Source organism: Dolichospermum sp. DET69 (assembly GCA_017355425.1).
In the GTDB taxonomy this organism is placed as follows: Bacteria; Cyanobacteriota; Cyanobacteriia; order Cyanobacteriales; family Nostocaceae; genus Dolichospermum.
The window spans coordinates 742936-767611 of sequence record CP070233.1; the positions used below are offsets into that span (position 1 = coordinate 742936).

Below are 24676 nucleotides of genomic sequence, written 5' to 3' on the forward strand. Positions count from 1 at the left end.
GTAATAAAATCCCAACTTTAATCCTGGAAATCCTTAAATCCTGAAAATCCTGATTCTGACAATTTAGTCGAGGAGAGAATTTGGCAAGGACGAAAAGATTGACGATGTAGAAGTGAAGGTCCATATTTTTGGAGAGCCAGTAAATGACGTTGGCTACCATAACCTTTATTGTTTTCCAAATCATACAAAGGATATTTTAAAGCTAACCGCTGCACCAAATCATCACGCCACACCTTGGCCATGATACTAGCTGCGGCAATATTCAGGGATTTCTCATCACCCTTGACAATCGTTTCTTGTGGTATTGGTAAATTCTTCACCAACTGATTACCATCAATCAAACACAGTTCTGGTTTTACCCGCAACTTCAGTACAGCCCGCTTCATTGCTAATAAAGTTGCTTGTAAAATATTCAACTCATCTATTTCCGCCGTTGTCGCATAACCAATTCTCCAGTCTAAAGCCAGAGTATTAATTTTTTCAGCCAGTTTAGTCCTGCGAGAACTAGACAACTTTTTACTATCCTTAATGTCATCTATCATCAGTATTGATAAAGCCTCTACTGGTAATATAACTGCCGCTGCAACTACAGGACCAAATAAAGCACCTCGTCCTACTTCATCTACACCCCCAACTGCACCCTGTATATTTGAGTAAGTAGAAAACTCTAACCAATTTGAATTATCCCAGGGTGTTTTCTTCATTGTCGGAACTATGATTTTGGTGATTTTGGTGATTTTGGTGATTTGGATGATTTGATTTATTCATCATCAACATCACATAAATCAAATCAATCACAGTTCAGATAATTATTCGTCGGAACTATGATTTTGGTGATTTGTTTGATTTGGATGATTTGACTTATTCATCATCAAAATCACATAAATCAAATCAATCACAGTTCAGATAATTATTCGTCGGAACTATGATTTTGGTGATTTGTTTGATTTGGATGATTTGACTTATTCATCATCAAAATCACATAAATCAAATCAATCACAGTTCAGATAATTATTCGTCGGAACTATGATTTTGGTGATTTGTTTGATTTGGATGATTTGACTTATTCATTATCAAAATCACATAAATCAAATCAATCACAGTTCAGATAATTATTTGTCGGAACTATGATTTTTGTGATTTGTTTGATTTGGATGATTTGGTTTATTCATCATTAAAATCACATAAATCAAATCAATCACAGTTCAGATAATTATTCGTCGGAACTATGATTTTGGTGATTTGTTTGATTTGGATGATTTGACTTATTCATCATCAAAATCACATAAATCAAATCAATCACAGTTCAGATAATTATTCGTCGGAACTATGATTTTGGTGATTTGTTTGATTTGGATGATTTGACTTATTCATCATCAAAATCACATAAATCAAATCAATCACAGTTCAGATAATTATTCGTCGGAACTATGATTTTGGTGATTTGGATGATTTGGTTTATTCATCATCAAAATCATATAAATCAAATCAATCACAGTTCAGATAATTATTCGTCGGAACTATGATTTTGGTGATTTGTTTGATTTGGATGATTTGACTTATTCATCATCAAAATCACATAAATCAAATCAATCACAGTTCAGATAATTATTCGTCGGAACTATGATTTTGGTGATTTGTTTGATTTGGATGATTTGACTTATTCATCATCAAAATCACATAAATCAAATCAATCACAGTTCAGATAATTATTCGTCGGAACTATGATTTTTGTGATTTGTTTGATTTGGATGATTTGATTTATTCATCATCAAAATCACATAAATCAAATCAATCACAGTTCAGATAATTATTCGTCGGAACTATGATTTTGGTGATTTGGATGATTTGGTTTATTCATCATCAAAATCATATAAATCAAATCAATCACAGTTCAGATAATTATTCGTCGGAACTATGATTTTGGTGCTTTGTTTGATTTGGATGATTTGACTTATTCATCATCAAAATCACATAAATCAAATCAATCACAGTTCAGATAATTATTCGTCGGAACTATGATTTTGGTGATTTGGATGATTTGGTTTATTCATCATCAAAATCATATAAATCAAATCAATCACAGTTCAGATAATTATTCGTCGGAACTATGATTTTGGTGCTTTGTTTGATTTGGATGATTTGACTTATTCATCATCAAAATCACATAAATCAAATCAATCACAGTTCAGATAATTATTCGTCGGAACTATGATTTTGGTGATTTGTTTGATTTGGATGATTTGATTTATTCATCATCAAAATCACATAAATCAAATCAATCACAGTTCAGATAATTATTCGTCGGAACTATGATTTTGGTGATTTGGATGATTTGGTTTATTCATCATCAAAATCATATAAATCAAATCAATCACAGTTCAGATAATTATTCGTCGGAACTATGATTTTTGTGATTTGTTTGATTTGGATGATTTGACTTATTCATCATTAAAATCACATAAATCAAATCAATCACAGTTCAGATAATTATTCGTCGGAACTATGATTTTGGTGATTTGTTTGATTTGGATGATTTGACTTATTCATCATCAAAATCACATAAATCAAATCAATCACAGTTTAGAAATTATTCGTCGGAATTATGATTTTGGTGATTTGTTTGATTTGTGTAATCTTGATGATCTAAATGATTTGTGTGATTTCTTAATCATAAAAATCATTTAGATCATCAAAATCATAGTCCAAAACCATCTGTATCTAAGGCTGATGAACGACGACGGCGACGACGATTAGGAATAGAGCTATTATTAGTTTCAGTTTCTATTTCAGTTTCTATTTCAGTTTCAGTTTCTATTTCAACTTCTGTTTCAGGTTCTTTTTCCTCTGGAACTATTATCAATTCTGGGACTATTACTAATGGTGGGAAATAAGGTTCTACTTCTGGCTCAAATATTGGTGTCGGTGATTTAATGGAAACAATTTCAGGAATTGTCTTTTCAGTAACAATTAGTTCGGGGATAAATTCAGCTTCCTCAATAGGTGATTGTCCTGGTTGAACAACATTGATAATCACCGATCTTGTACTTTTTCCTTCCCGATCTAACTTAAGTAAAGGAGAAATTCCCATTTCCGCAAATGTATCTTGTTCTTTTGTCGACATTTCGACATTAATAATCTCCGGTGGTTCTACCTTAATTGGTTCTAATTTAACTTTTGCCCGTTCTGGCCTTTCTGTCCAACCTGATTTATTAATAGTCGGTGGGGAGATTTCTGGTAATGATATTTCAGCTTCTTCTAAGTCTAAATCTGCATCATTAACAAAACTGAGAGGATTGTTAGTTAAGCGGGTTTCATCCTTACCATTCGCATCATTCACACCAATACGGCTACGACGGGTACGGGTACGGCGCTTGCTATCATTTAAGTCTTGATAGCTAGGATGATTAATTAGATTTGCGGAGCTAAATTCCGATTCGCTGTCAAATCCATCTCCAAATCCATCATAAGTATCTCGTGGTATGGCTGGTGTAACGCTACCAATATCAGGAATACGGGTAACTGGCCGTGATTCCTTTTGCGGCATCGGTGCAAACCGCTCTTGGATGTCCGCAGCGGGTATAGGTAAGCGGTTTTCCGTTTCTCCTGGTAATCTGACGGTATGTCCTAAACCGCCGCAAGTAGGACAAGTTTCACCAAACAATTCATAAATATTTTGGCCTTGACGCTTACGAGTAAGTTCAACTAAACCTAGTTCAGTTAGTTGGGCAATTTGCGGACGGGCTTTATCAGCTTTGAGAGCTTTGTTAAAGTGTTCTAAAACTTGCATTTGATCGCGTCTGGATTCCATATCAATGAAATCAACCACAATCACGCCGGCAATGTTTCGCAACCGTAACTGACGCGCAATTTCCGCCGCTGCTTCACAGTTTGTCCACAGCACTGTTTCTCTAGCAGTTGCAGAACGGGTGAAAGAACCGGAGTTAACATCTATGACGGTTAATGCTTCTGTGGGTTGAATGATGACATAACCACCTGATGGTAAATCTACTCTCGGTCTTAGGGCTTCGCGGACAGCCGCATTGATGCGGAAGTATTCTAAAATTGGTGAGCGATCGCGGTGATGATCAATCAGCAATCCTTGGGGTGTTTGTCCACCACTCCAGTTTTGTAAATACTGCTTCACCCGTTTTAAGCCAGTGCTGGAATCAACAACAATGCGATTCACATCACCACCATACATATCTCTGAGAACGCGCTGAATAAAGTCGTCATCACGATTAAGCAAGGCTGGCGCACGGGAGGATACAGCTTCTTGCTGAACAAGTTCCCATTGCTTTTGCAGCACTTCTAAATCTTCAATAATTGCTTCTTCTGGTTTACCTTCTGCCTCTGTGCGGACTAGTAAACCCATTCCGGCTGGTTTCACCAAAATTGCTAAAGCCCGCAGACGGTTACGCTCATTCTCACTTTTAATCCGTCTTGATAAATTTACACCCCGTCCGTAGGGCATTAACACTACATAACGTCCGGGTAAGGTGATGTTACCTGTGAGCCGGGGACCTTTTGATCCAGTTGGCTCTTTCATCACCTGCACTAAGGTTTTTTGCTGTGGTATCAACAGTTCTGTAATCGCTGCTGCACTACGTTTCAGCCTCAGTGGACCCAAGTCAGTGACGTGAATAAAACCGTTGCGTTCTGGATCGCCGATATTTACAAAAGCCGCATCTATCCCAGGTAATACATTTTCTACTACACCTAAATAGATATCACCAATTTGGTGATGACCCGTAGCTACAACAAGTTCTTGTATTTGATCTTCCGAAAATACAGCAGCAATTTGATGCTGCTCCGCGATGATAATTTGTTTTGGCATTCAATTTCCTCAAAAATTGGCAGCACCGCTGGGAATTACAAGGAAGTTCTCTATATATCCCGCTTGTCCTTACGGTCGCTGCTACAAGACGCTACTAGTAATAAAAATTGGCAATTTGAGTAGCTCTGCAAAGTTATGAAGAGCTAATGATACTGTGATTGCGTTTACACGCCGGATTATTCCTGAATAGCTGGATATAGTTTAAGCACTTCCATCAACCGACCTTGGCTGATTTCCTATACTATACGCTGCTATTTAAACTTTGGATATCCGTAGATATCTATGTCAAAATTAACGCTTCATTAAGTAAAGTTGACTACAATTAAATAGCACATACTCTGTGATAAACCTCTGCATCTAGACACGGTTTTTTTTGGGTTTACCATCCGCTGACGGAGGGAATTTTAGATTTTAGATTTTAGATTTTAGATTAAAAAAATTTGGTACAAGCCCCGTCATGCTCCGACGGAAAAATTGTCAATCCCAAATCTAAAATTTTCGAGCTTCTACACTTGTTTGGTGGAGTCAATCCAAAATCCAAAATCCAAAATCCAAAATCGAGTGACGCAGCAAAATCTGCCTTTATCACTGGATTCAATATCCGTGTTTTTACTAGAAAGTCTAGCTAGGTGCAGATAACTTACTAGGTCATCTTTACAAGAATTTGGCCAGGCTGATAATCTCTGTCAATACTTAAGTGGTATTTTTTACAATCAAACACACTTGCATTTGTAGCAATTGCATAAAAGCTCGCTATAAAAGCAAGTCTTATTTAAGTGATAGAATGTAGTCAATCAATGGAGAAGTTGACGAAGGCTATTGTTAGTGATTGATTCCCAAGGTAGATATAGAGAGAGTCGTTTGTAGTCAGCAGCAGAGTTTATCTGGGATACAATCTTAGAACTTACACTCTTATATCTTGGCCTTCGTTCCTGTAGATATGACAGGTAATGAATCAAATCATGCAATGCAGCACCAGAAAATTTCTCTCGATTACTATTCTAACGCAACCGTGCTAAAAATCAATTCCTACAATCTACTAATTTTTGGCAACTACTAGCAATTTATTCGATAACTAGACGTTTGCGGTGGATATGTAAGAGGTGAAATTCTACATTAGCCACAATTTCTAGCATAGACAATATTTGCTCAGGACGCAAGATCACACCGTCAGGACGACAACTACCCAAATAACGCAATACTGCTGTTGAGTCTAATTCTCCGTGAGATGCTGATATTAATTCTATCTCCCACAAGCGGTCGCGCAGATTTATTAATTGTTGCTTACCTGATTTGGTTGTATGTGCCGATAAAATCTCCTCTTGATTTCTAATAGTTTCAATCCAATCTTGCCATTGGGCAAGTTGTCCTTCGCTTTGGGCTGTAGACACTGTGAGTAAATACTCGGCTGCTTCCAGAGATTGGGTAGCAGAAGGAGATTTGATATCTATTTCTACCACATCATATACAGGAATGTCAGTAGGTAGTTGCTTAACTAATTGGGCATGAAAAGTTGCTACATCAATTGCTTGGGTCAATTCAAAATCAACGATTTCCCCATTACTGGTAGCACCTAAAGCTAAAGCACTGGCTAGACAAATCCTCGGTCCAGGATGAAAACCACCTGTGAATGTGATAGGCAAACTGGCACGGCGCATAGCTCGATCAAATAGGCGCATCAAATCTAAGTGACTTACTAAAGCCATATCCCCTTGTTTGCCAAAGCATACTCGCAATCGTTGGGCTTTGGTGGTGTTGGGAACAAAATCACCGGCAAAGCTGGGAATGGGTGGTGCAGCCATAACAATATTATGACCGAAATCAGTGCCACAGACTCCACAATGAGAACAACCTTCAAAAGAGCAATCAGGGACAATTGCCGCTTCTAAAGCGCGTTGCAAGTCTTCTTGCAGCCACTTTTTATCAATGCCAGTATCAATATGATCCCAAGGTAAGGGAATATCTAGAGCTGATAGGGTTTCTTGTTCCTTGTTGTCGGTAGCAAATAGATTCCACTCGCCATTTTCGACTTGACGATATTTCCAGTCTAGACCGGCTTCGGTAATGGCTGTTTCCCAAGCTGTAAATGCTGTATCTACATTATCATACCAAGAATCCATGCCTGCACCCAGTTCCCACGCTCGACGTAACACTTTCCCCAAAGTGCGATCGCCTCTGCCAATAAAGTCTTCCATGGCGGAGATGCGAAAATCAGTGAAATTTACTTTCACATTTTTCATCCCCCGAAATTCTTGTCGCAGTAGGTTTTGTTTTCTCGCAAATTCTGTGGTGGAAACTGAATGCCATTGAAAGGGAGTATGGGGTTTGGGAGTAAAGTTAGAAATGGTCAAAGTAAAATTCAGTGATCTTCTGCCCTTTTCCCAACATTCTTGCTTTAACCAGCTTACCGTTTCTACAATCCCGATAACATCCGTATCTGTTTCACCGGGTAAACCAATCATGAAATACAGCTTGATTTTATCCCAGCCTTGTGACCAAGCTGTTTTGATTCCCCTTAACAATTCTTCATTAGTCAAACCCTTATTGACAATATCCCGCATCCGTTGAGTACCTGCTTCCGGAGCAAAGGTTAAGCTACCTTGGCGTGTTCCTCCCAGGATATTGGCAATATTTTTATCAAACCTATCTACTCTTTGACTAGGTAAAGTTAAGGAAATATTATCATTTTTTAAGCGATTTTTAATTTCCATCCCCACCGCTGGTAGGGCTAAATAATCGGAACAACTCAAAGACAAGAGGGAAAACTCATTGTAACCAGTTTCCCGCATTCCCTTTTCTATAGCTTCTACCACTTTTTCCGGTTCGACATCCCGCGCCGGTCTAGTCAACATTCCTGGTTGACAAAAGCGACAGCCACGGGTACAACCGCGACGAATTTCAATAGTTAGACGGTCGTGAACTGTTTCTACATAGGGGACTAAGCCAATAGAATAAGCAGGAATGGGTGTGGCTACCCTTCTCAGAACTCGTTTGGGAACGTCTGGACGCAGGGGATATACAGCCCCTCCTTCACCCATTTCATAAAACTGTGGTACATATACCCCAGGGATTTGCGCCAAGTCGAGTAATAGTTCTTGACGATTCAATCCTGATTTTTTCCCTTCTTCTAAAACCAAGCCAATTTCGGGCAGTAGTTCTTCACCATCTCCCAAAACTATGAAATCGAAAAAATCTGTATAGGGTTCGGGGTTAGATGTTGCTGTTTGTCCACCGGCAAATATCAGCGGGTAATTTCCCTGTAACCGCTCTTCTCTGGTCAGAGGGATTCTCGCTAAATCCAACATTTCTAAAATGTTGGTGCATCCTAATTCGTAACTGAGACTAAAGCCTAAAATATCGAAATCTGTCAACCACCGTTTAGATTCCACTGCAAACAGGGGTGTCTGCGTGGTGCGAAGTTTAGCGGCTAAATCTGCCCCTGGTAAGTATGCGCGATCGCATAACTGGCGAGGTTGGGCATTCAAAATATTGTATAAGATGATATGCCCTAAATTTGATGCTCCAACCTCATAGACTTCTGGATATGTCAGCACCCAGCGGATTGTTGCCGTATCCCAAGGCTTATGGACTGCTAAACGCTCGTTACCCAGGTAACGGGCAGGTTTTAAAATATCCGGTGTGATTAATTGTTCAACTAAAACAGCCACTTTGCTATCTTCTAGCTACCCTAAATTACAGCTAACCCCCCTAGATTAGCATTAATTAGAGATTTTGATCGCAGTTAAATAATTTTAGCTATAAATTTGGTTTCGCTCAGAGGCGCAAATTTAGAGGAATTTTAGGATCAGTTGGATTTGTTAGCATGGCGACATTCTCGGATAAGCTTTTACAAATGTAGGTTTGCGCTTTTTCTGAAGATAAACTTTTTTCTTCTCACTTGGCTATAAGTGTGAAGTCTCTTTACTCAATCTTTATGGCTTGACTAGGTTTATTTAAAGATTGTCATAAGTCCATGATAAAATGTACTTATATATACATTTTTTTTTAGCAAGTTAAAAAACAATCTACTTATGCCTCCTGAATGCAGATTAATTATCTGTAGCTATAGCGGTTACTCTTGCTGAAGCTAGGATTGAAGGTGGTTTCAGTTAAATTTCTCTGTAGTTGTCAACTCTGATTTTTATTCGTGTCGTTGACAAAAACAGAATGGTTGAATAACTGCTCTTGCTTGTTTAGTAGTGATCTAAATCACAAAGGTAGAGAGGCATAAATCACCTTTTATACCCAACATTTTCCTAGATAATGACTAGTAACTGCACTTTGGTTTATTTCTTATGAAAACTCGATATGTCATTCGTCAGTTGGTAGAAAAAGCCTTGTATATCCGCAAATTAACGCCAGAAATAGAAAATGAGATTAACTCAGAATTAACAAAGCTAGGTCATATCTCAGATGTTGACTATGAAGCGTTAGAATTATTAATGGCAGAGATGGACGCTGGCAGGGTGCAGTTAGTTCCTACCTGGGGATAATTCTTGTACTACAAGGCATCAATGCTACTTACTAGCGTTCCATTGTTCTTATTATTACCTATACAACCAAGTTTACTTATGTCTCTTGTCCTCGCTGGTGTGCTTGCCACAGTTGATGAATAAATAAATTAAATTGTTTTTTAGCTAGTAAATCAGGCTCAAATTTGAGTTCTGTGGCAAAAAGTTGCCCTAAAAAAGCAATAACTTCCGTATCTAGAGCTGGTCTAAATAAATCTAGTGGCCATAACAAATCAGACACATTTCGTAAATCAATCACAAGTGGTAATTCCTGGGTGGAGTTCACAAGCAGTAAAGGACGCACCCAGCACAATTGACGGGAAACCACTATTTCAATAACTTCTGCATAAAGATTCTGATTGCTATAGTCCAAGGATACAATTTGTCCTGGTTGAAATTTTGGGCTGATATCCATAACTATCTGGAGTAGTGACTGTGTTGCAGTTTCCTTAATTTTAATAACTCCAGTCCCTAGTGAGGAGATAGAACCCAAAGAAAAATTTTTCTCCCCCCTGAGCAATTAAAAATTTCTTTTGTTTGTGTTATGATGTCCTAGGAAAAAACTTCTAGTCAACGCCAAAAGTATTTTAAACTAAAAATACGGTAATGCTGAAGTGAATAACTGTTAAGCAAATGCTCGACAGGAACTGTATTCTATTGACACTCTCACTGTCTTTAGACACTGAGATTCTTTAATCAATGAGCCGACTTGTTTAAGCAGGATTACTCCAGCAAAAATAGAGGTCGATTCTCCTAAAGCGTTAATTCCGGTATGCCCTACCGTACTCGATATTGACATTTTATCTTTTACCAAATCTAGCTTTCCTAAACTGCAATACCGTTAGGTATGACTACGCACTTAACAAATTTAGTTAAGTTTTTACGCTGTTTAGTTATACTTAAATTATGGAGTTGCTTCCATTATATCACATCTACTGCGACCAGTTAATTTCTTACGTGACTAAAGTCACTCAAGTCGCTTATATCTCAGCCCTAAAGGGACTGAGCTTTACGCTTACCGGATATTCTAGTAAATCAACAATAAAAGAGCAAAGAATCGTGTCAGTCGAAACTATTGAGAAGCGTTCTACATCCCGCAAGCTTGCGCCTCGGTATCGCGTCTTGCTCCATAACGATGATTATAACCCGATGGAGTACGTGGTACAAGTGCTAATGACTACGGTTAATAGCATCACCCAACCACAAGCTGTTAGTATCATGATGGAAGCTCACCAGAATGGGTTAGCTTTAGTTATTACTTGCGCTCAGGAACACGCGGAGTTCTATTCTGAAACCCTCAACAATCATGGTTTAAGCAGTACGATTGAACCTGATGAATAGATATTGGTCATGAGTCATTGGTCATTAGCAGTGTATTGTTGACTGATGATAATTGACTAATTTATGAAAATTAATTTAACTCAACTGACCAAATTTCCTGTCCCGGTGCGGCTGGTTTGTTTTATATTGGCATTATTGTTTTTATGGCTACCTCTAGCTGCACCAATTTATTGGCTGGTCGAAGATACTAATTTAGAAAGTATTTTGACTCTGGTTATATTGTATATAGAGTTTATTTTTTTACTGAATGTTTGGGGTAAAAAGGTTTATCTGCAATCAGGAATATTCAGCCATTATGGGTTGGAATTTACGCGCCTTAATGGTGTAGATTTGTTGCGGGGGTTAGCGATTGGACTAACTACTGTTTTAGTTTTATTTGGTTTAGAAGGTATGTTAGGTTGGTTGGTATGGCAACAACCTCAAGTATTTCTAGTCAAAATAATTTTAGAAGGTTTATTAGTGAGTTTGGGTGTGGGGTTTGCAGAAGAATTACTATTTCGCGGTTGGTTATTGGATGAGTTACAACGAGATTATAAATTAAATACCGCTCTGGGGATAAATGCAATTTTATTTGCTGTATCCCATTTTATTAAGCCCTTGGCGGCAATTATTCATACTTTACCCCAATTTCCAGCTTTAGTGCTGTTGGGGTTAACGCAGGTATGGGGAAAACGTTGGCGACGGGGACGTTTGGGTTTACCTATTGGTTTACATGGTGGGTTAGTTTGGGGTTATTACATTATTAATGTGGGACAATTAACCCAATATTCGGGTCAAGTTCCTGACTGGATAACTGGTGTAAATAATAATCCTTTGCAGGGAGTTATGGGGGTATTATTTATGGGTGGGTTGGCTTGGTGGATAGGGAGTAAACAGCAGGTGACAGGGAAGAGTATAGAATTTGAACATAAAACCTGATTAAGAAAAAACTATGCGGTTCAAAGTAAACGCAGTTTAATTCAAGATCACTAAAATCATCATTAAGACTTGACAAAACTCAAAGCCTATATTATCCTTATGTTATGGGTAGAAAAGTGTGCGCCCATATATATAGGCTTTTCAACCACCAACATAATTATTTTCCTCTTCATTCTGTCAATCCTTAAATCCTGGACATCCTGATTCAGACAATTTAAATTTTATTATGGCTTATTTTACCCCAGGGCAACTACTCAAAAGAGGACAATACGAAATTATAGTTAAGCGGAATTCTTTTTGGATAAATACTGTATGTGGAAACCTTATATATATGGGCGCATACTTTTCTACCTATAACATAAGCATAGTCGAAACTGAGAACTTTGTCAATGTCTGAATCAGGATATCCAGGATTTGAGGATTTTCAGGATGTTGTTGGATGATTGTTTGTGGGGATTTTGGAGATGATTTTGTCTGAATTAGGATATCCAGGATTTGAGGATTTTCAGGATGTTGTTTAATGATTGTTTGTGGGAAGTTGGGATTTTTCAGGATGTTGTTTAATGATTGTTTGTGGGGATTTTGGAGATGATTTTGTCTGAATCAGGATATCCAGGATTTGAGGATTTTCAGGATGTTGCTGGATGATTGTTTGTGGGAAGTTGGGATTTTTCAGGATGTTGTTTAATGATTGTTTGTGGGGATTTTGGAGATGATTTTGTCTGAATCAGGATATCCAGGATTTGAGGATTTTCAGGATGTTGCTGGATGATTGTTTGTGGGAAGTTGGGATTTTTCAGGATGTTGTTTAATGATTGTTTGTGGGGATTTTGGAGATGATTTTGTCTGAATTAGGATATCCAGGATTTGAGGATTTTCAGGATGTTGCTGGATGATTGTTTGTGGGAAGTTGGGATTTTTCAGGATGTTGTTTAATGATTGTTTGTGGGGATTTTGGAGATGATTTTGTCTGAATTAGGATTTTCAGGATTTGAGGATTTTCAGGATGTTGTTTAATGATTGTTTGTGGGAAGTTGGGATTTTTCAGGATGTTGTTTAATGATTGTTTGTGGGGATTTTGGAGATGATTTTGTCTGAATTAGGATTTTCAGGATTTGAGGATTTTCAGGATGTTGTTTAATGATTGTTTGTGGGAAGTTGGGATTTTTCAGGATGTTGTTTAATGATTGTTTGTGGGGATTTTGGAGATGATTTTGTCTGAATCAGGATTTTCAGGATTTGAGGATTTTCAGGATGTTGTTTAATGATTGTTTGTGGGAAGTTGGGATTTTTCAGGATGTTGTTTAATGATTGTTTGTTGGGATTTTGGAAATGATTTTGTCAGAATCAGGATTTAAGAATTTTCAAGATGGGTAATTGGTAATTGCGAAAATGCTGTAAACTAATCATCTAAAGAAGAGCATAAAACAACACCTTTACAGCGGTTTCCGCTCTTATGAGGTACATCTTAGCCCCCTCATCGCTTGCGGGGAGGGGGTTGGGGGTGGGGTTCTTGTACCTCATAACATCGGGAAGTGCTGTAAAATATCCCAACTTCCCAAAATCCCCACTTCCCAAAAACAATATTTCAATCACATCCTGTAAATCCTTAAATCCTGAAAATCCTGATTCAGACAAAAAAATCCCCACTTCCCAAAAACAATATTTCAATCACATCCTGTAAATCCTTAAATCCTGAAAATCCTGATTCAGACAAAAAAATCCCCACTTCCCAAAAACAATATTTCAATCACATCCTGTAAATCCTTAAATCCTGAAAATCCTGATTCAGACAAAAAAAATCACCACTTCCTCAAAAACAATCTTTCCATCACATCCTGTAAATCCTGAAAATCCTGATTCAGACATTCAAGCGACAAAAGGATTAATTGTATTCAGAAATTCTGCTTCTGCTTGTTGAGCATAATATAGATCCCAGCGAACTTGTAAATTCATCCAGAAATCAACAGATATGCCAAAAAACTTGGATAACCGCAGTGCTAAACTGGGTGTGATATGCTGTTTACCTGCGATTAAATCTACAATTTGCTGTTCTGTAACACCAATAGACTCAGCTATTTTTTGGGGTGTTAAACCCTCATGAATCATAAACTCTTCTAATAACATTTCTCCAGGATGGGTAGGAGGACGATGGGTTGGGATTTTCATAAATGTAATACCTCAATGATAATCTACAATTTCCACTGCATCTGCCCCTAATTCTCGCCAAAAAAAGCAAATTCGATATTGATCATTAATACGAATACTATACTGACCTTCTCTATCACCTTTTAATGCTTCTAGACAATTACCTGGGGGAATTGTTAAATCTTCTAGACTTGTAACTGAGTCTAACTGATCTAGTTTACGAATTGTACGCTTCCAAAGGGATGAGGGACAGGTTTTTCGAGCAGCTTTAGAATCTTTACCATCAAAAATATCTTGCGTACCCAAATTTTTGAAAGTATGAATCATTTATGAACGTTGGTTTTACTGTTTTAAATAATTTGATAAATGAAAACCTTATATATGGGCGCACACTTTTCCACTCTTAACATAAGTGTAATTGAAACTGAGAATTTTGTCAAGGGCTGAATCAGGATTTTCAGGATAAATTATTTGTGTGTGGTCTGCACAGTTTCCCAGACACAACAGAAGCATGGTGGAAACTGAGAATTAAGGTAAATACTTTTGCACCACAGTCCAACCGCTGAGAGATACCCAACCAAATCCTAATAATAAGCAGAAATTACAACTAAGATGTAATGGTCTAGCCCAAGGCTTTCCGGTACTAATTTGAGTGGCACCAAATGCAGATACTAAAACTAAAATGACAACTATTAACCCAGCGACTAAATGTGGTGAATGTCCTAATGAACCAAAGTGTCCCAATGTACCAACAATCCCAACGGCTAGGAGTAGTAAAACAAGACTAACCATAGTTATGCCAATTATATAATGGAGCGATCGCATTTGCGAAGGTTGCCAAGGTAGTACAACCCCTAAAGGATTTTCTCCAGTGGTTCTGACCCGTAACATCCAAATACCAGTGATTGCTAAAAATACATAAGCCAGTAAAGATAACCCCATTGACCAGGCGGCTATTTTCCATAACCATAGAAAAGACGGTAGGTGCATAAAACAGTTCAGTCTAGGAAAGTCACTTATTCAGTTTAACATACTTATAGATACCCGACTTCTTGAAGAAGTCGGGTATCTGAAATCCGTGAAATTAACCGAAATGTTTGATGATTGCGTCAGCAAATTCAGAACACTTTAATGGTTCTACTGGTGGTTCCATTAACCGTGCTAAGTCATAGGTAACTTGACCATTGGCGATCGCATCCCCTAATCCTTTTTTAACTAAATCTGCGGCTTCTTGCCAACCCATAAATTCCAGCATCATGACACCGGAAAGAATCACAGAACCGGGGTTAATTTTATCTAACCCCGCGTGTTTTGGTGCTGTACCATGGGTAGCTTCAAAAATCGCGCAGGAGTCGCCAATATTTGCCCCTGGACCCATGCCTAAACCGCCAACGATAGCAGCAGCAGCATCGGATAAATAGTCACCGTTGAGGTTCATTGTTGCCAGGATGGAATACTCATCTGGACGAGTTTGGATTTGTTGAAAGATACTATCAGCAATGCGATCATTGACCATGATTTTCTCTGGCCATTTGCCGTTTCCATGGCTTTCCCAAATTGTATTGAGAACTGTTTCTACTTCTTTGACAATTTGTGCTTTTCTCTCTGGTGTCAGGGAATCAAAACCAGGATCAATTTCATGGGCATTTTGTTCTAGAGTGATCTGGGGATTTTTCTCTTTATTACTCAAAATCCAAGATTCTCTTTCTGTGACAACTTCTTGACGAAATTCCGTGGTGGCTAGTTCATAACCCCAATCCCGGAAAGCGCCTTCTGTGTATTTCATGATATTGCCTTTATGCACCAAGGTGACTTGTTGCTTATCTTTGGGCAATAACAAGGCGTGTTTGATAGCGCGACGCACAAGCCGCTGCGAACCGGTTTTGCTGATGGGTTTGATACCAATTCCCGCATCCAGAGGAATTTGCTTTTTACCGTGTTCTGGGGTAGCGGGTATCAATTCCTCATTTATGAATTTTATCAGGCGATCGCCTATTTCACTACCTTGTTTCCACTCAATCCCCAAATAGATATCTTCCGTATTTTCCCGATAAACAATTACATCCAGTTTTTCAGGAGTTTTATGAGGAGAAGGAGTACCAGCGTAATATCGGCAAGGACGCACGCAGGTATAAAGGTCAAAAATTTGGCGTAATGCCACATTTAAAGACCGAATTCCCCCACCAACTGGAGTAGTCAAAGGTCCTTTAATAGCTATGCCATATTCCTTAATAGCCGTTAATGTATCTTGGGGCAAATACTGATATGTGCCATATAACTCACAAGCTTCATCACCAGCATAGACCCTAAACCAGCTAATTTTCCTTTTACCTTTGTACGCTTTTGCTACTGCTGCATCAAGCACCTTTTCCGTAGCAGGCCAAATATCTATACCCGTACCATCACCGCGAATAAAAGGGATAATCGGATTTTCAGGAACAACCGGTTCACCATTTTTGAAGGTAATTTTTGCGCCGGTAGTGGGAGGAGTAATCTTTTCGTACATAATTCACAAATTCCAAATAGAAGAAATTCACCAGTTCCGTAGGGGCGCAGGGCCTGCGCCCTCAAACATCAAATTATTACTGTAACCCCTGGATTCTGTAACTCCTTACCTGATAAAGTATTGTTGGCTAGGATTGCACTCAAGCCACCATGAGTGATTTTTTTAGATACATACTCAGGGGCTTTCCAACTTTACCCAAGATTCCGTTAACTATTTTTCGCTATTTGTAATTCATTTTGTAGAATAACCGATAGCAATAGATAGTTTATTTACGCTCACGCTAACACGAGTAATGGCATGACAGACCCAATGATTGTATCAGGCACTACAAATGATCTCGACTCCCTTCGCCAAAAGTTAATCGCTGGGTCCGAAAAAGTCCAACAACAAATCATCCCGCAGTTAGCTGACTTGGGTAATGATGGGTTAGATGTGTTGAAGGAATTTTTGCTGAAACGTCGTGATACCCCAGCAACTTGGATTGATGGCAAAGTCTACCAAGTCATCTACAATACTAATGCACTGACAGATCAAGAATTTCTACAAACTAACTTTCCTGAAGGAATTGTACCTCTAAAATCGGACTGTGGGATCAGTTACAATTCTTTGCAAAAGTTACTGGTAAATCAAGATTTTCAAGCAGCGGACCTCTTGACAATTCAGAAGATGTGTGAAGCGGCTGGTTCTCAAGCAGTAAAAAGAAAATGGCTGTACTTTACAGAAGTAGAAAATTTTCCAATTAAAGACTTACGTACCATTAATCAACTCTGGGTAGTTCACTCAGAAGGTAAATTTGGCTTTTCTGTACAGCGCGAAATTTGGTTAGGTTTAAGTAAAAATTGGGTGAATCTCTGGCCAAAAATTGGCTGGAAGGATGGCAATACCTGGACTAGATACCCGAACAGCTTTACCTGGGATTTAAGCGCCCCTAGAGGTCATCTACCTCTCTCTAATCAACTGCGGGGGGTGCGGGTGATGTCTTCTTTACTGTGTCATCCGGCTTGGAATAAGTAGTTAGATCCCCGACTTCTCAAAGAAGTCGGGGATCTGAAATTAAAATTAACCAATTGCAAAACCTGTATATTGCCTCATCAAAGGTTCATGAAAAGCTAAAACAATATCTTCTTTTGGTACACCTAATTTAACTAATTCATCTGCAATACCAATTTCAGTTCCATCATGTTGTATCCAAATCTTGTCGTTTTTAATATCAAGATGTAAAACACAACCATGCTGTCTGCGTCTGTTTTTCCAACCAACATACATTAACTGATAATGATTACCAACAGGATCAAAAATCAGTTGTTGTTCAATCTCGTCCTTAGTTGAACCTATTTGAGCATACTCTCTGATAACTTGTTGAACATAATTTTGATATTGCTTTAGTTTTTCCATTCTACAATTGCCTCCTGAATCGGATCATAAACAATGATTTTAAGTTGAGAACGCTGAACAACTGTTTTGATAAATTGCAATTGAAAGAAAGCACTATAAACTCCTAAAGGAACAGCCAAAAATAAAACTCTTTCTGGTTCTTTCTCTTCTAATGCAAAACGATAATTAAAAAACTGGCCAACTGCTGTATGAAATTGAGAAATATTAGATGTACCGGTGAAACTCTTTATTTCAACTGCTATTTTTTCTCCAGTTCTTTCAGCAGCTAAAATTTCCTCAGCCCCAAGATCAATATACATTTCTACATCACCAACTTCAATCCTCAAAGGATCATCTGTGATTACCCAATTCTCTTTTTCTAATCCTTTCCTAACAGCAACATGAAAAATATCTTTAGCAGGCATTGGTTTAAAATTTAGTCTTCTTTACCTATTATTATAATAATATTCCCTATGCACAAACCTCACCCAAATCCCCGGAATAGCTCAAATGGGTATTTTAAGTTGTAAATTTTACAATTCTTTACAAAAATAGGGTTTGACATCTGAGAGTAAGTCGTTTATCCTAAAAAATAGGACTACTTAACAAATGCAATCTTAAGCGATACCTAACGCATAAGCGTCGGTTATTGTCTCAGCAGCAGAATTCCTTTCTGACAAGTCTTGCTTTATTCTTTCGATTGAATATTTAAAATATAAATATTCAATCGAAGGAATAAGGCAGGATTTATCAGGAAGAATTACATAAATTAATAACCTTTGTGTATTTTCTGAATTCTGTTGCTCAGACTTAAACTGGTTAACACTGAAATTGGTTAACGTAGAGAAGCTAAATGAGATAAAACTAATTTTGTAGTTTTTATTTCATCTAGTTATATTGCTATAGACGTGTGATTTGTTGAAGTTGTTGACAAAAAATCAACGGAAAATAATTTACATGAATAGTCAACAAAAACACAGCAAGAAGCAAAAACTTTCTAATGTATATGGTTCTTATTGTTGGTGGTGTGGTAAGTCAATGTCAATAAATGAATTGACGATTGAACATCTTCGTCCTAAAAGTTGTGGTGGTTCTAATTCTTTAGAAAACTTAAGACTAGCTTGTTTAACTTGTAACCGTTTTCGTGGAAATAGCCTGTTTCCACCAAATGTAAAGATTAAGTAACACCTAAAAATTTCAGATTGTAATCTTGTGGGGTGGGCATCTTGCCCGCCCTTCCATATAATTCACAAATAAGATTAAACATCAAAATGCACAAACTTCTCATATTCCAAAATGAAAAACTCCTCCGTCAAGCATTAACCCACCGTTCTTATGTTAACGAAAAACCAGAAGAAGGGGAACATAACGAGCGCTTAGAATTTTTGGGTGATGCTATTCTCAACTTCCTCAGTGGAGAATACCTTTATCGTCTTCACCCCAAAAAAGGAGAAGATGAATTAACTCGTCGTCGTTCTGCATTAGTAGAAGAAAAACAATTAGCAAAATTTGCCATTGAAATAGGTTTAGATTTTAGAATGAGGTTAGGACAAGGGGCAATTTTAGATGGAGGATATCACAATCCTAATTTACTCAGTAGTACCTTTGAGGCTGTAATTGGTGCTTATTATTTAGATAATAATTGTAATGTTGAACCACTGCGTCCCATAGTTAAAGAATTATTTGATTCTGCCTCAGAACACATTGTGGAAATTCGTTCAAATGTAGATTCTAAAAATCGCTTTCAAGAATGGGTACAGGCGCAAGGTAACACAACTCCTCCTAAATATGTTACAGAACAAGTTGACGGACCCTCTCATGCACCAGTATTTGTATCTGAGGTATTTGAAGTAGTTAATGGAATATCCGAATTGCACGGAACAGGTAAAGGACGCAATAAAAAAGAAGCAGAAAAAGCTGCTGCTGAAGATGCCTTAGCTAAATTGGAAAAACAGGGTTTGTTAAATTGACACTCTCAGGGCTAAAGCCGCTGAGATTCTTGGTTCAACGAGTCCACTTAGCTTAGACCCCTTGCGGTATCCAAGTCAGAGGTGGTTCTCTCCCCAAGCGTTAACTTTCCTCCAGCGGGCGAGGTAGTTGCATTGCTGCAAATTTTGATTGAATTTAAATCCTGTGTCGTCTAGCTCCCATGAAGATTTTACCTATTCGGAGGGCAGTCACTAGAACTATGGAATAGAACCCCATATCAACAAGAGTCAAGGTACAGATTGCCATTAGGCAGCTAGGTTTTTAGACAGGTTGATTACCGTTCCTGTTGTGAACAGTGTAACACCATTAAGTACAAAGGCGATAACTCTTTATGTACTTTAACCAATCTTTACAAAAAGAAAAACTCTATGCGCTTTATTACCGCACGAGTCGCTTATATCTCAGGTCTAAAGACACTGAGTTTTACGCTTACCGGATGCTCTTATAAAATCCAGTAACAAAGTAAATAATATTCATTGTCAATACTGAGGTTATTACTGTACATAAATGTTATCATCTTATCAAACCGATATTTAATTTTTGAATTATCGTAGGGTGGGCATTGCCCACGACTTACTATTTTTCAGAAATATTATTTATAATTGAGTAAGTCAGCTTAATCCAGTTTATTTTCTTTGTAGCCATTCAAGTCTATTTGGAACCATTACAGTTACTCAAAATATTTATTGACTTTAAATTAACTACAAAACTCTCGCATATTCATAATATTATGAACCTATTGTCAGAAAATGTCAATAAATGCCTGAAGATTTGATGTCCTATTCTTTTGTTGAGGTAAAATAAATGATATTACAACTAAATTTAGCTGCCATTGTTGCAGTCGCGGGAACAGCTATTTGGAGAAAAACCAAACCTGTAATTTTTCAAGATACTTTCTTATATCCAGCATTAGGCTGTTTAGGAATTATTTTATTGTGGTGGTTGGTAGCATTAGCTAATCATGAATTAATACCCACACCGCCAGAAGCTTTAATTGCTAATTGGGACTATATTTTACATCCATTCTATGAAAGAGGTCCAGGTGATTTAGGAATTGGTTGGTTGTTATTAGCAAGTTTACGACGGGTAATATTAGGATTTGGTTTAGGTGCATTAGTGGCCATTCCCTTGGGTTTTTTGATCGGAATGTCCAGACCGGCAATGCTGGCTTTTAATCCGATTATTCAGATTTTCAAACCAGTTTCACCCTTAGCTTGGTTGCCGATTTCTTTGTCTTTGTTCAATTTAGCAGATCCTTCGGCAATTTTCGTGATTTTCATTACCTCTCTTTGGCCAACTATTATTAATACAGCTTTAGGAGTTTCTAGTGTTCCCAAAGATTATTTAGATGTAGCACAAGTCTTAGAGATGAACCGTTGGAGACAAATAACCAAAATTATTTTACCTGCTAGTTTGCCCTATATTTTCACAGGTTTAAGAATTAGTTTAGGGATAGCTTGGCTGGTAATTGTGGCAGTGGAAATGCTCACTGGTGGTGTGGGAATAGGATTTTTTGTTTGGGACGAATGGAGTCGTTTAAATCTCAGTTCTGTATTTTTAGCTGTGTTTGTAATTGGGTTAACTGGGTTGATTTTAGATTATGGTGTGGGCAAAATTCAAGAATTAGTTACTCACCGTCCAGGAAGTTTAAAGATTTAAACGCAGATAGAAGATGATGAACGCAGATAAACGCAGATAAATTTGTACTTCTATGAACTAGGAAAGGCTATATCAATTTTCCAATGATAGATACAGCAACTTTTACAAAATCCCAAATAATAAAAAGAGATGAGTGAACATTATTTAACTCGCAGAGATTTTATTACAGGAATAGGTGCGACTACAGCAGGTTTATTTTTATCATCCTGTGCTATTTCTGGAGATAGGTCTGCAAAAGGACTCACAGAAGAAGCTTTAGCTGTGATACCAGTAGTTAGATCCCAAGATTTAGAAAAATCGGACATTACTGTTGGTTATGTTCCTGTAAATGATTGTGCGCCATTTGCGATCGCTTGGAAAAAAGGATTCTTCCGCAAATATGGCTTAAATGTCAATCTCAACCGTGAAGCCAGTTGGGCTACCTCCCGCGACGGATTGATTTTTGGTCGTCTCGATGCTTCCCCCGTCGTCTCTGGTGCAGTCACCAATGCTAGAATCGGTGCAGAAGGTGCGCGTCATGCTCCCCTATGTGCAGCAATGACCATTCACCGACATGGTAACGCCATGACCATGAGTAAGGATATGTGGGACTATGGCATCCGTCCTTGGTTTGAATATCAGCAAAAATACGGTGATGGGGCGTTAGAAGCCTTTGGGCGAGACTTTCGCGGTTATTTTGACAAACAACCCCCAGAAAAGAAAGTTTGGGCTGTAGTCCTCAGTTCTGCCATTTATGAATACTTTGCCCGTTATCTATCTGCGGCTGCTGGTGTTGATCCTCTGAAAGAGTTTCGGGTAATCATTGTTTCTCCACCGCAAATGGTGACAAACATGAAAATTGGCTCAATGCAAGCTTACATGGTTGCCGAACCTTGGAATACTAGAGCAATTACGGGGAATCAAGGTATTGGTTTTACCTTTGCTCAAGGTAAGGAAATTTGGTACGGACACCCAGATAGACTTCTGGGAGTAATGGAATCTTTTATTGTTAATTATCCGAAAACTTACCGTTCTTTGGTAAAAGCAATGATTGAAGCTTGTCAATATTGTAGCAAACCGGAAAATCGTCAAGAAGTAGCCGAATTACTCACCCAAAGATCATTTACGGGGGCAAAACCTAAAAAGCCAGGTGTTCCCATTACTAAGTTTACTGGACCGGGAATTATTGGCAATTATAATTATGGTGGTTTTGATGGTAAAGACCGCACTATTAAAGCAGATGATACGACAATTTTTTACGATCTTCCTAATAATATTCCCCACAAAATTGGCGAACATTCGACGTTTTTATGGCGTTCTCGCAGTATTTGGTTAATGACTCAAGCAGCCCGTTGGGGACAAATTAAAGAAATTCCTCAAAACGCCGAAGAAGTAGCGGCAAAAGGTTGGAGAACGGATTTATATAGAGAGATAGCCGCAGAAATGGGAATTGAATGTCCCAAGGATGATTACAAAGTTGAACCACCAGAGGTATTTATAGATAAGAAAGGATTTGATCCTAGTGATCCTGTAGGATATCTTCATAGTTTTGATATTCGTGCTAACGCTCCCTCTCAGTTTTTTATGTCTTGAAAAATGTCTTTAGTCTACAACTCAATATGATCAAAACTTTGTTGGGTTGCGCTATCGCTTAACCCAACCTACAATTACTACAATTACAATTTTTCTGCACTGAAATCTATTGAATTATTAAAGGTAATTAATCATGGAATATACAACTTCATCAGATCATACTTCTACCGCAACCATACCCCGGAACGGATTTTTGGAAGTTGAAAATTTAGTTAAATCTTATCCAACACAGGATAAGGGAAAATTCACAGTTTTAGATAATGTTAATCTGACCATTAGTGAAGATGAGTATATTTCTGTAATTGGTCATTCTGGCTGTGGTAAATCCACATTATTAAAAATAATTGGTGGTTTTGAAAAAGCTACATCTGGTTCAGTTCGTTTAGACGGAAAAGAGATCCGTAAACCAGGAGCAGATAGAATGATGGTATTTCAAAATTATTCATTATTACCTTGGTTAACTGTGCGGGAAAATATCCGTTTAGCGGTAGATGAAGTCTTTAAAAATGCTAATAGAGCCGAAAAAATTAGCATTGTTAATGAACATTTAGTCATGGTAAACTTAACAGCCGCAGCAGATAAATATCCCGATGAAATTTCTGGAGGAATGAAACAAAGAGTTGGTATTGCTAGGGCTTTAGCAATTCGTCCCAAAATGTTATTAATGGATGAACCTTTTGGGGCTTTAGATGCTTTAACTCGTGGTAAATTACAACGTCAAGTATTAGATATTTGGGAACGTCATCGTCAAGCAGTTATGATGATTACCCATGATGTAGACGAAGCAATTTATATGTCAGATCGAATTATTCTCATGACTAATGGACCATCTGCAAAGATAGGAGAAATTTTAAAAGTTCCTTTTGAACATCCTAGAGATAGAACAGCCATGCGGAACTCCACAGAATATTTTGAACTTCGCAATCATGCTCTTAATTTCCTTGACCAAAATTTTACACCAGAGGAGTAAAATAACAGCAGAATTCAGGTTTATTTATTAGGTACAATCTTTAATCCTCCAGACCTCAAAATTTCAATAATCTTGTTTTTCTCGATTTTTTTCACGATTAAAGTAGAAGCAGAATTACCCTTTTCAGTGATAGGTTGTTCTAAAATGTAAAGATAATCTCCATTTTTCCAACCTGTAACACATTTACCATCTCGACAGGAGATTTTACCACCTGTTAATTTAAGACATTTATTCTTCTTATCACAGCCTTGATAACTCACATTTCCTGTACCATTAACCCCATTCCAAGAGTTAATATTACTCAAAGTAATCGTCCATTTATCATTACTTAATGTTTGGGAATTACTACTTTTGGAATTAGCACTTGGTAATTTCTCTTTTGAATTTTCACTCACAACTTCCATTTTTGTAATAATGGACTCTTTGCGAGTTTTACCACAAGGTTCTGCACTTTGACAATCACTAACTGATTGTATTTCATAAACAGCACTAACCTCTTTATTTACAAACTTTTTGGAAGAAGAGCAAATTTCAAAAGTCGCACCGACATTATATTCAATTCCTTTGTTATCTTTTAATGTGACGTAACACATTAAATCACCATTAACTAATTTTATAACTGTTCCTAGTTTTGGTTGTTCACTTGCTCCTTTTTGAGTATTTTTATCTTCAATTGCTACTACTGGAGAAATTTTCCTTTGACTTTGGATGATACTATTACTCGAATCTTCTTTAAATGTACCTGCTGATGCGCTACCGTAACTTATCAAAGACACACAGCTAAGAAGCATAGTGATTGTGGGAGTTAATTTTTTCATGATCAAATTAGAATAGTTGAGAATCTACTATTT

General features: G+C 37.7%; 21 protein-coding genes. 9 read left to right on the forward strand and 12 right to left on the reverse strand.

Annotated features, from left to right (window positions below; genetic code table 11):
- Window positions 1-17: 17 nt before the first annotated feature.
- The 3 genes from EZY12_03600 to EZY12_03610 all read right to left on the reverse strand — a co-directional run bounded on the left by EZY12_03600 (window position 18) and on the right by EZY12_03610 (window position 8505).
- Window positions 18-704, reverse strand: coding sequence for a ribonuclease HII (locus EZY12_03600; protein QSX68787.1), 687 nt, complete (start codon window positions 702-704; stop codon window positions 18-20).
- Window positions 705-2698: 1994 nt separating this feature from the next.
- Window positions 2699-4837: an Rne/Rng family ribonuclease gene (locus EZY12_03605; GenBank protein QSX68788.1), complete on the reverse strand. Its 2139-nt coding sequence runs from the start codon at window positions 4835-4837 to the stop codon at window positions 2699-2701.
- Between the two features lie 1064 nt (window positions 4838-5901).
- A complete protein-coding gene (locus tag EZY12_03610; protein QSX68789.1) occupies window positions 5902-8505 on the reverse strand; it encodes a TIGR03960 family B12-binding radical SAM protein in 2604 nt (867 codons plus the stop codon).
- A gap of 627 nt (window positions 8506-9132) precedes the next feature.
- On the opposite strand from EZY12_03610, the gene EZY12_03615 reads away from it, so the two are divergent.
- A complete protein-coding gene (locus EZY12_03615; protein ID QSX68790.1) occupies window positions 9133-9330 on the forward strand; it encodes a hypothetical protein in 198 nt (65 codons plus the stop codon).
- Between the two features lie 76 nt (window positions 9331-9406).
- Here EZY12_03615 and EZY12_03620 read toward each other — a convergent pair whose 3' ends face one another.
- Window positions 9407-9763: a hypothetical protein gene (locus EZY12_03620; GenBank protein ID QSX68791.1), complete on the reverse strand. Its 357-nt coding sequence runs from the start codon at window positions 9761-9763 to the stop codon at window positions 9407-9409.
- Window positions 9764-10407: 644 nt separating this feature from the next.
- Between EZY12_03620 and clpS the strand changes: the two genes are divergently transcribed.
- Window positions 10408-10689 (forward strand): ATP-dependent Clp protease adapter ClpS, encoded by a 282-nt coding sequence (gene clpS, locus EZY12_03625; GenBank protein ID QSX68792.1) that lies wholly within the window; start codon window positions 10408-10410, stop codon window positions 10687-10689.
- Between the two features lie 63 nt (window positions 10690-10752).
- Window positions 10753-11607: a CPBP family intramembrane metalloprotease gene (locus tag EZY12_03630; protein ID QSX68793.1), complete on the forward strand. Its 855-nt coding sequence runs from the start codon at window positions 10753-10755 to the stop codon at window positions 11605-11607.
- Between the two features lie 1410 nt (window positions 11608-13017).
- On the opposite strand, the gene EZY12_03635 is transcribed toward EZY12_03630, so the two are convergent.
- The 5 genes from EZY12_03635 to EZY12_03655 form a co-directional block, all read right to left on the reverse strand.
- Window positions 13018-13245: a hypothetical protein gene (locus EZY12_03635; GenBank protein QSX68794.1), complete on the reverse strand. Its 228-nt coding sequence runs from the start codon at window positions 13243-13245 to the stop codon at window positions 13018-13020.
- 231 nt (window positions 13246-13476) lie between these two features.
- Window positions 13477-13776, reverse strand: coding sequence for a HigA family addiction module antidote protein (locus tag EZY12_03640; GenBank protein ID QSX68795.1), 300 nt, complete (start codon window positions 13774-13776; stop codon window positions 13477-13479).
- Window positions 13777-13788: 12 nt separating this feature from the next.
- A complete protein-coding gene (locus tag EZY12_03645) occupies window positions 13789-14082 on the reverse strand; it encodes a type II toxin-antitoxin system RelE/ParE family toxin (protein ID QSX68796.1) in 294 nt (97 codons plus the stop codon).
- 201 nt (window positions 14083-14283) lie between these two features.
- Window positions 14284-14745, reverse strand: coding sequence for a DUF4079 domain-containing protein (locus tag EZY12_03650; GenBank protein ID QSX68797.1), 462 nt, complete (start codon window positions 14743-14745; stop codon window positions 14284-14286).
- A 94-nt stretch (window positions 14746-14839) separates the two neighbouring features.
- A complete protein-coding gene (locus tag EZY12_03655) occupies window positions 14840-16261 on the reverse strand; it encodes an NADP-dependent isocitrate dehydrogenase (protein ID QSX68798.1) in 1422 nt (473 codons plus the stop codon).
- Between the two features lie 297 nt (window positions 16262-16558).
- Here EZY12_03655 and EZY12_03660 point away from each other — a divergent pair, with 297 nt between their 5' ends.
- Window positions 16559-17275 (forward strand): GUN4 domain-containing protein, encoded by a 717-nt coding sequence (locus EZY12_03660; protein QSX68799.1) that lies wholly within the window; start codon window positions 16559-16561, stop codon window positions 17273-17275.
- A gap of 45 nt (window positions 17276-17320) precedes the next feature.
- Here the strand turns inward: EZY12_03660 and EZY12_03665 are convergent, their stop codons facing one another.
- Window positions 17321-17656, reverse strand: a complete 336-nt coding sequence (locus tag EZY12_03665; GenBank protein ID QSX68800.1) for a XisI protein — start codon at window positions 17654-17656, stop codon at window positions 17321-17323.
- The gene (locus EZY12_03670) at window positions 17644-18060 is read right to left on the reverse strand and encodes a XisH family protein (protein ID QSX68801.1); all 417 of its coding nucleotides are present in this window, start codon (window positions 18058-18060) and stop codon (window positions 17644-17646) included. The genes EZY12_03665 and EZY12_03670 overlap by 13 nt, the downstream gene beginning before the upstream one ends.
- Before the next feature lie 532 nt (window positions 18061-18592).
- Here EZY12_03670 and EZY12_03675 point away from each other — a divergent pair.
- The 5 genes from EZY12_03675 to EZY12_03695 all read left to right on the forward strand — a co-directional run bounded on the left by EZY12_03675 (window position 18593) and on the right by EZY12_03695 (window position 23825).
- Window positions 18593-18820: an HNH endonuclease gene (locus EZY12_03675; GenBank protein ID QSX70499.1), complete on the forward strand. Its 228-nt coding sequence runs from the start codon at window positions 18593-18595 to the stop codon at window positions 18818-18820.
- Window positions 18821-18906: 86 nt separating this feature from the next.
- Window positions 18907-19605, forward strand: coding sequence for a ribonuclease III (rnc, locus tag EZY12_03680; protein QSX68802.1), 699 nt, complete (start codon window positions 18907-18909; stop codon window positions 19603-19605).
- 823 nt (window positions 19606-20428) lie between these two features.
- Complete coding sequence (ntrB, locus tag EZY12_03685; GenBank protein QSX68803.1) at window positions 20429-21283, forward strand: nitrate ABC transporter permease; 855 nt, start codon at window positions 20429-20431, stop codon at window positions 21281-21283.
- A 129-nt stretch (window positions 21284-21412) separates the two neighbouring features.
- Window positions 21413-22855, forward strand: a complete 1443-nt coding sequence (locus tag EZY12_03690; protein QSX68804.1) for an ABC transporter substrate-binding protein — start codon at window positions 21413-21415, stop codon at window positions 22853-22855.
- A gap of 133 nt (window positions 22856-22988) precedes the next feature.
- Window positions 22989-23825 (forward strand): ABC transporter ATP-binding protein, encoded by an 837-nt coding sequence (locus EZY12_03695; protein QSX68805.1) that lies wholly within the window; start codon window positions 22989-22991, stop codon window positions 23823-23825.
- A gap of 20 nt (window positions 23826-23845) precedes the next feature.
- On the opposite strand, the gene EZY12_03700 is transcribed toward EZY12_03695, so the two are convergent.
- Window positions 23846-24643: a hypothetical protein gene (locus tag EZY12_03700; protein ID QSX68806.1), complete on the reverse strand. Its 798-nt coding sequence runs from the start codon at window positions 24641-24643 to the stop codon at window positions 23846-23848.
- Window positions 24644-24676 lie beyond the last annotated feature (33 nt).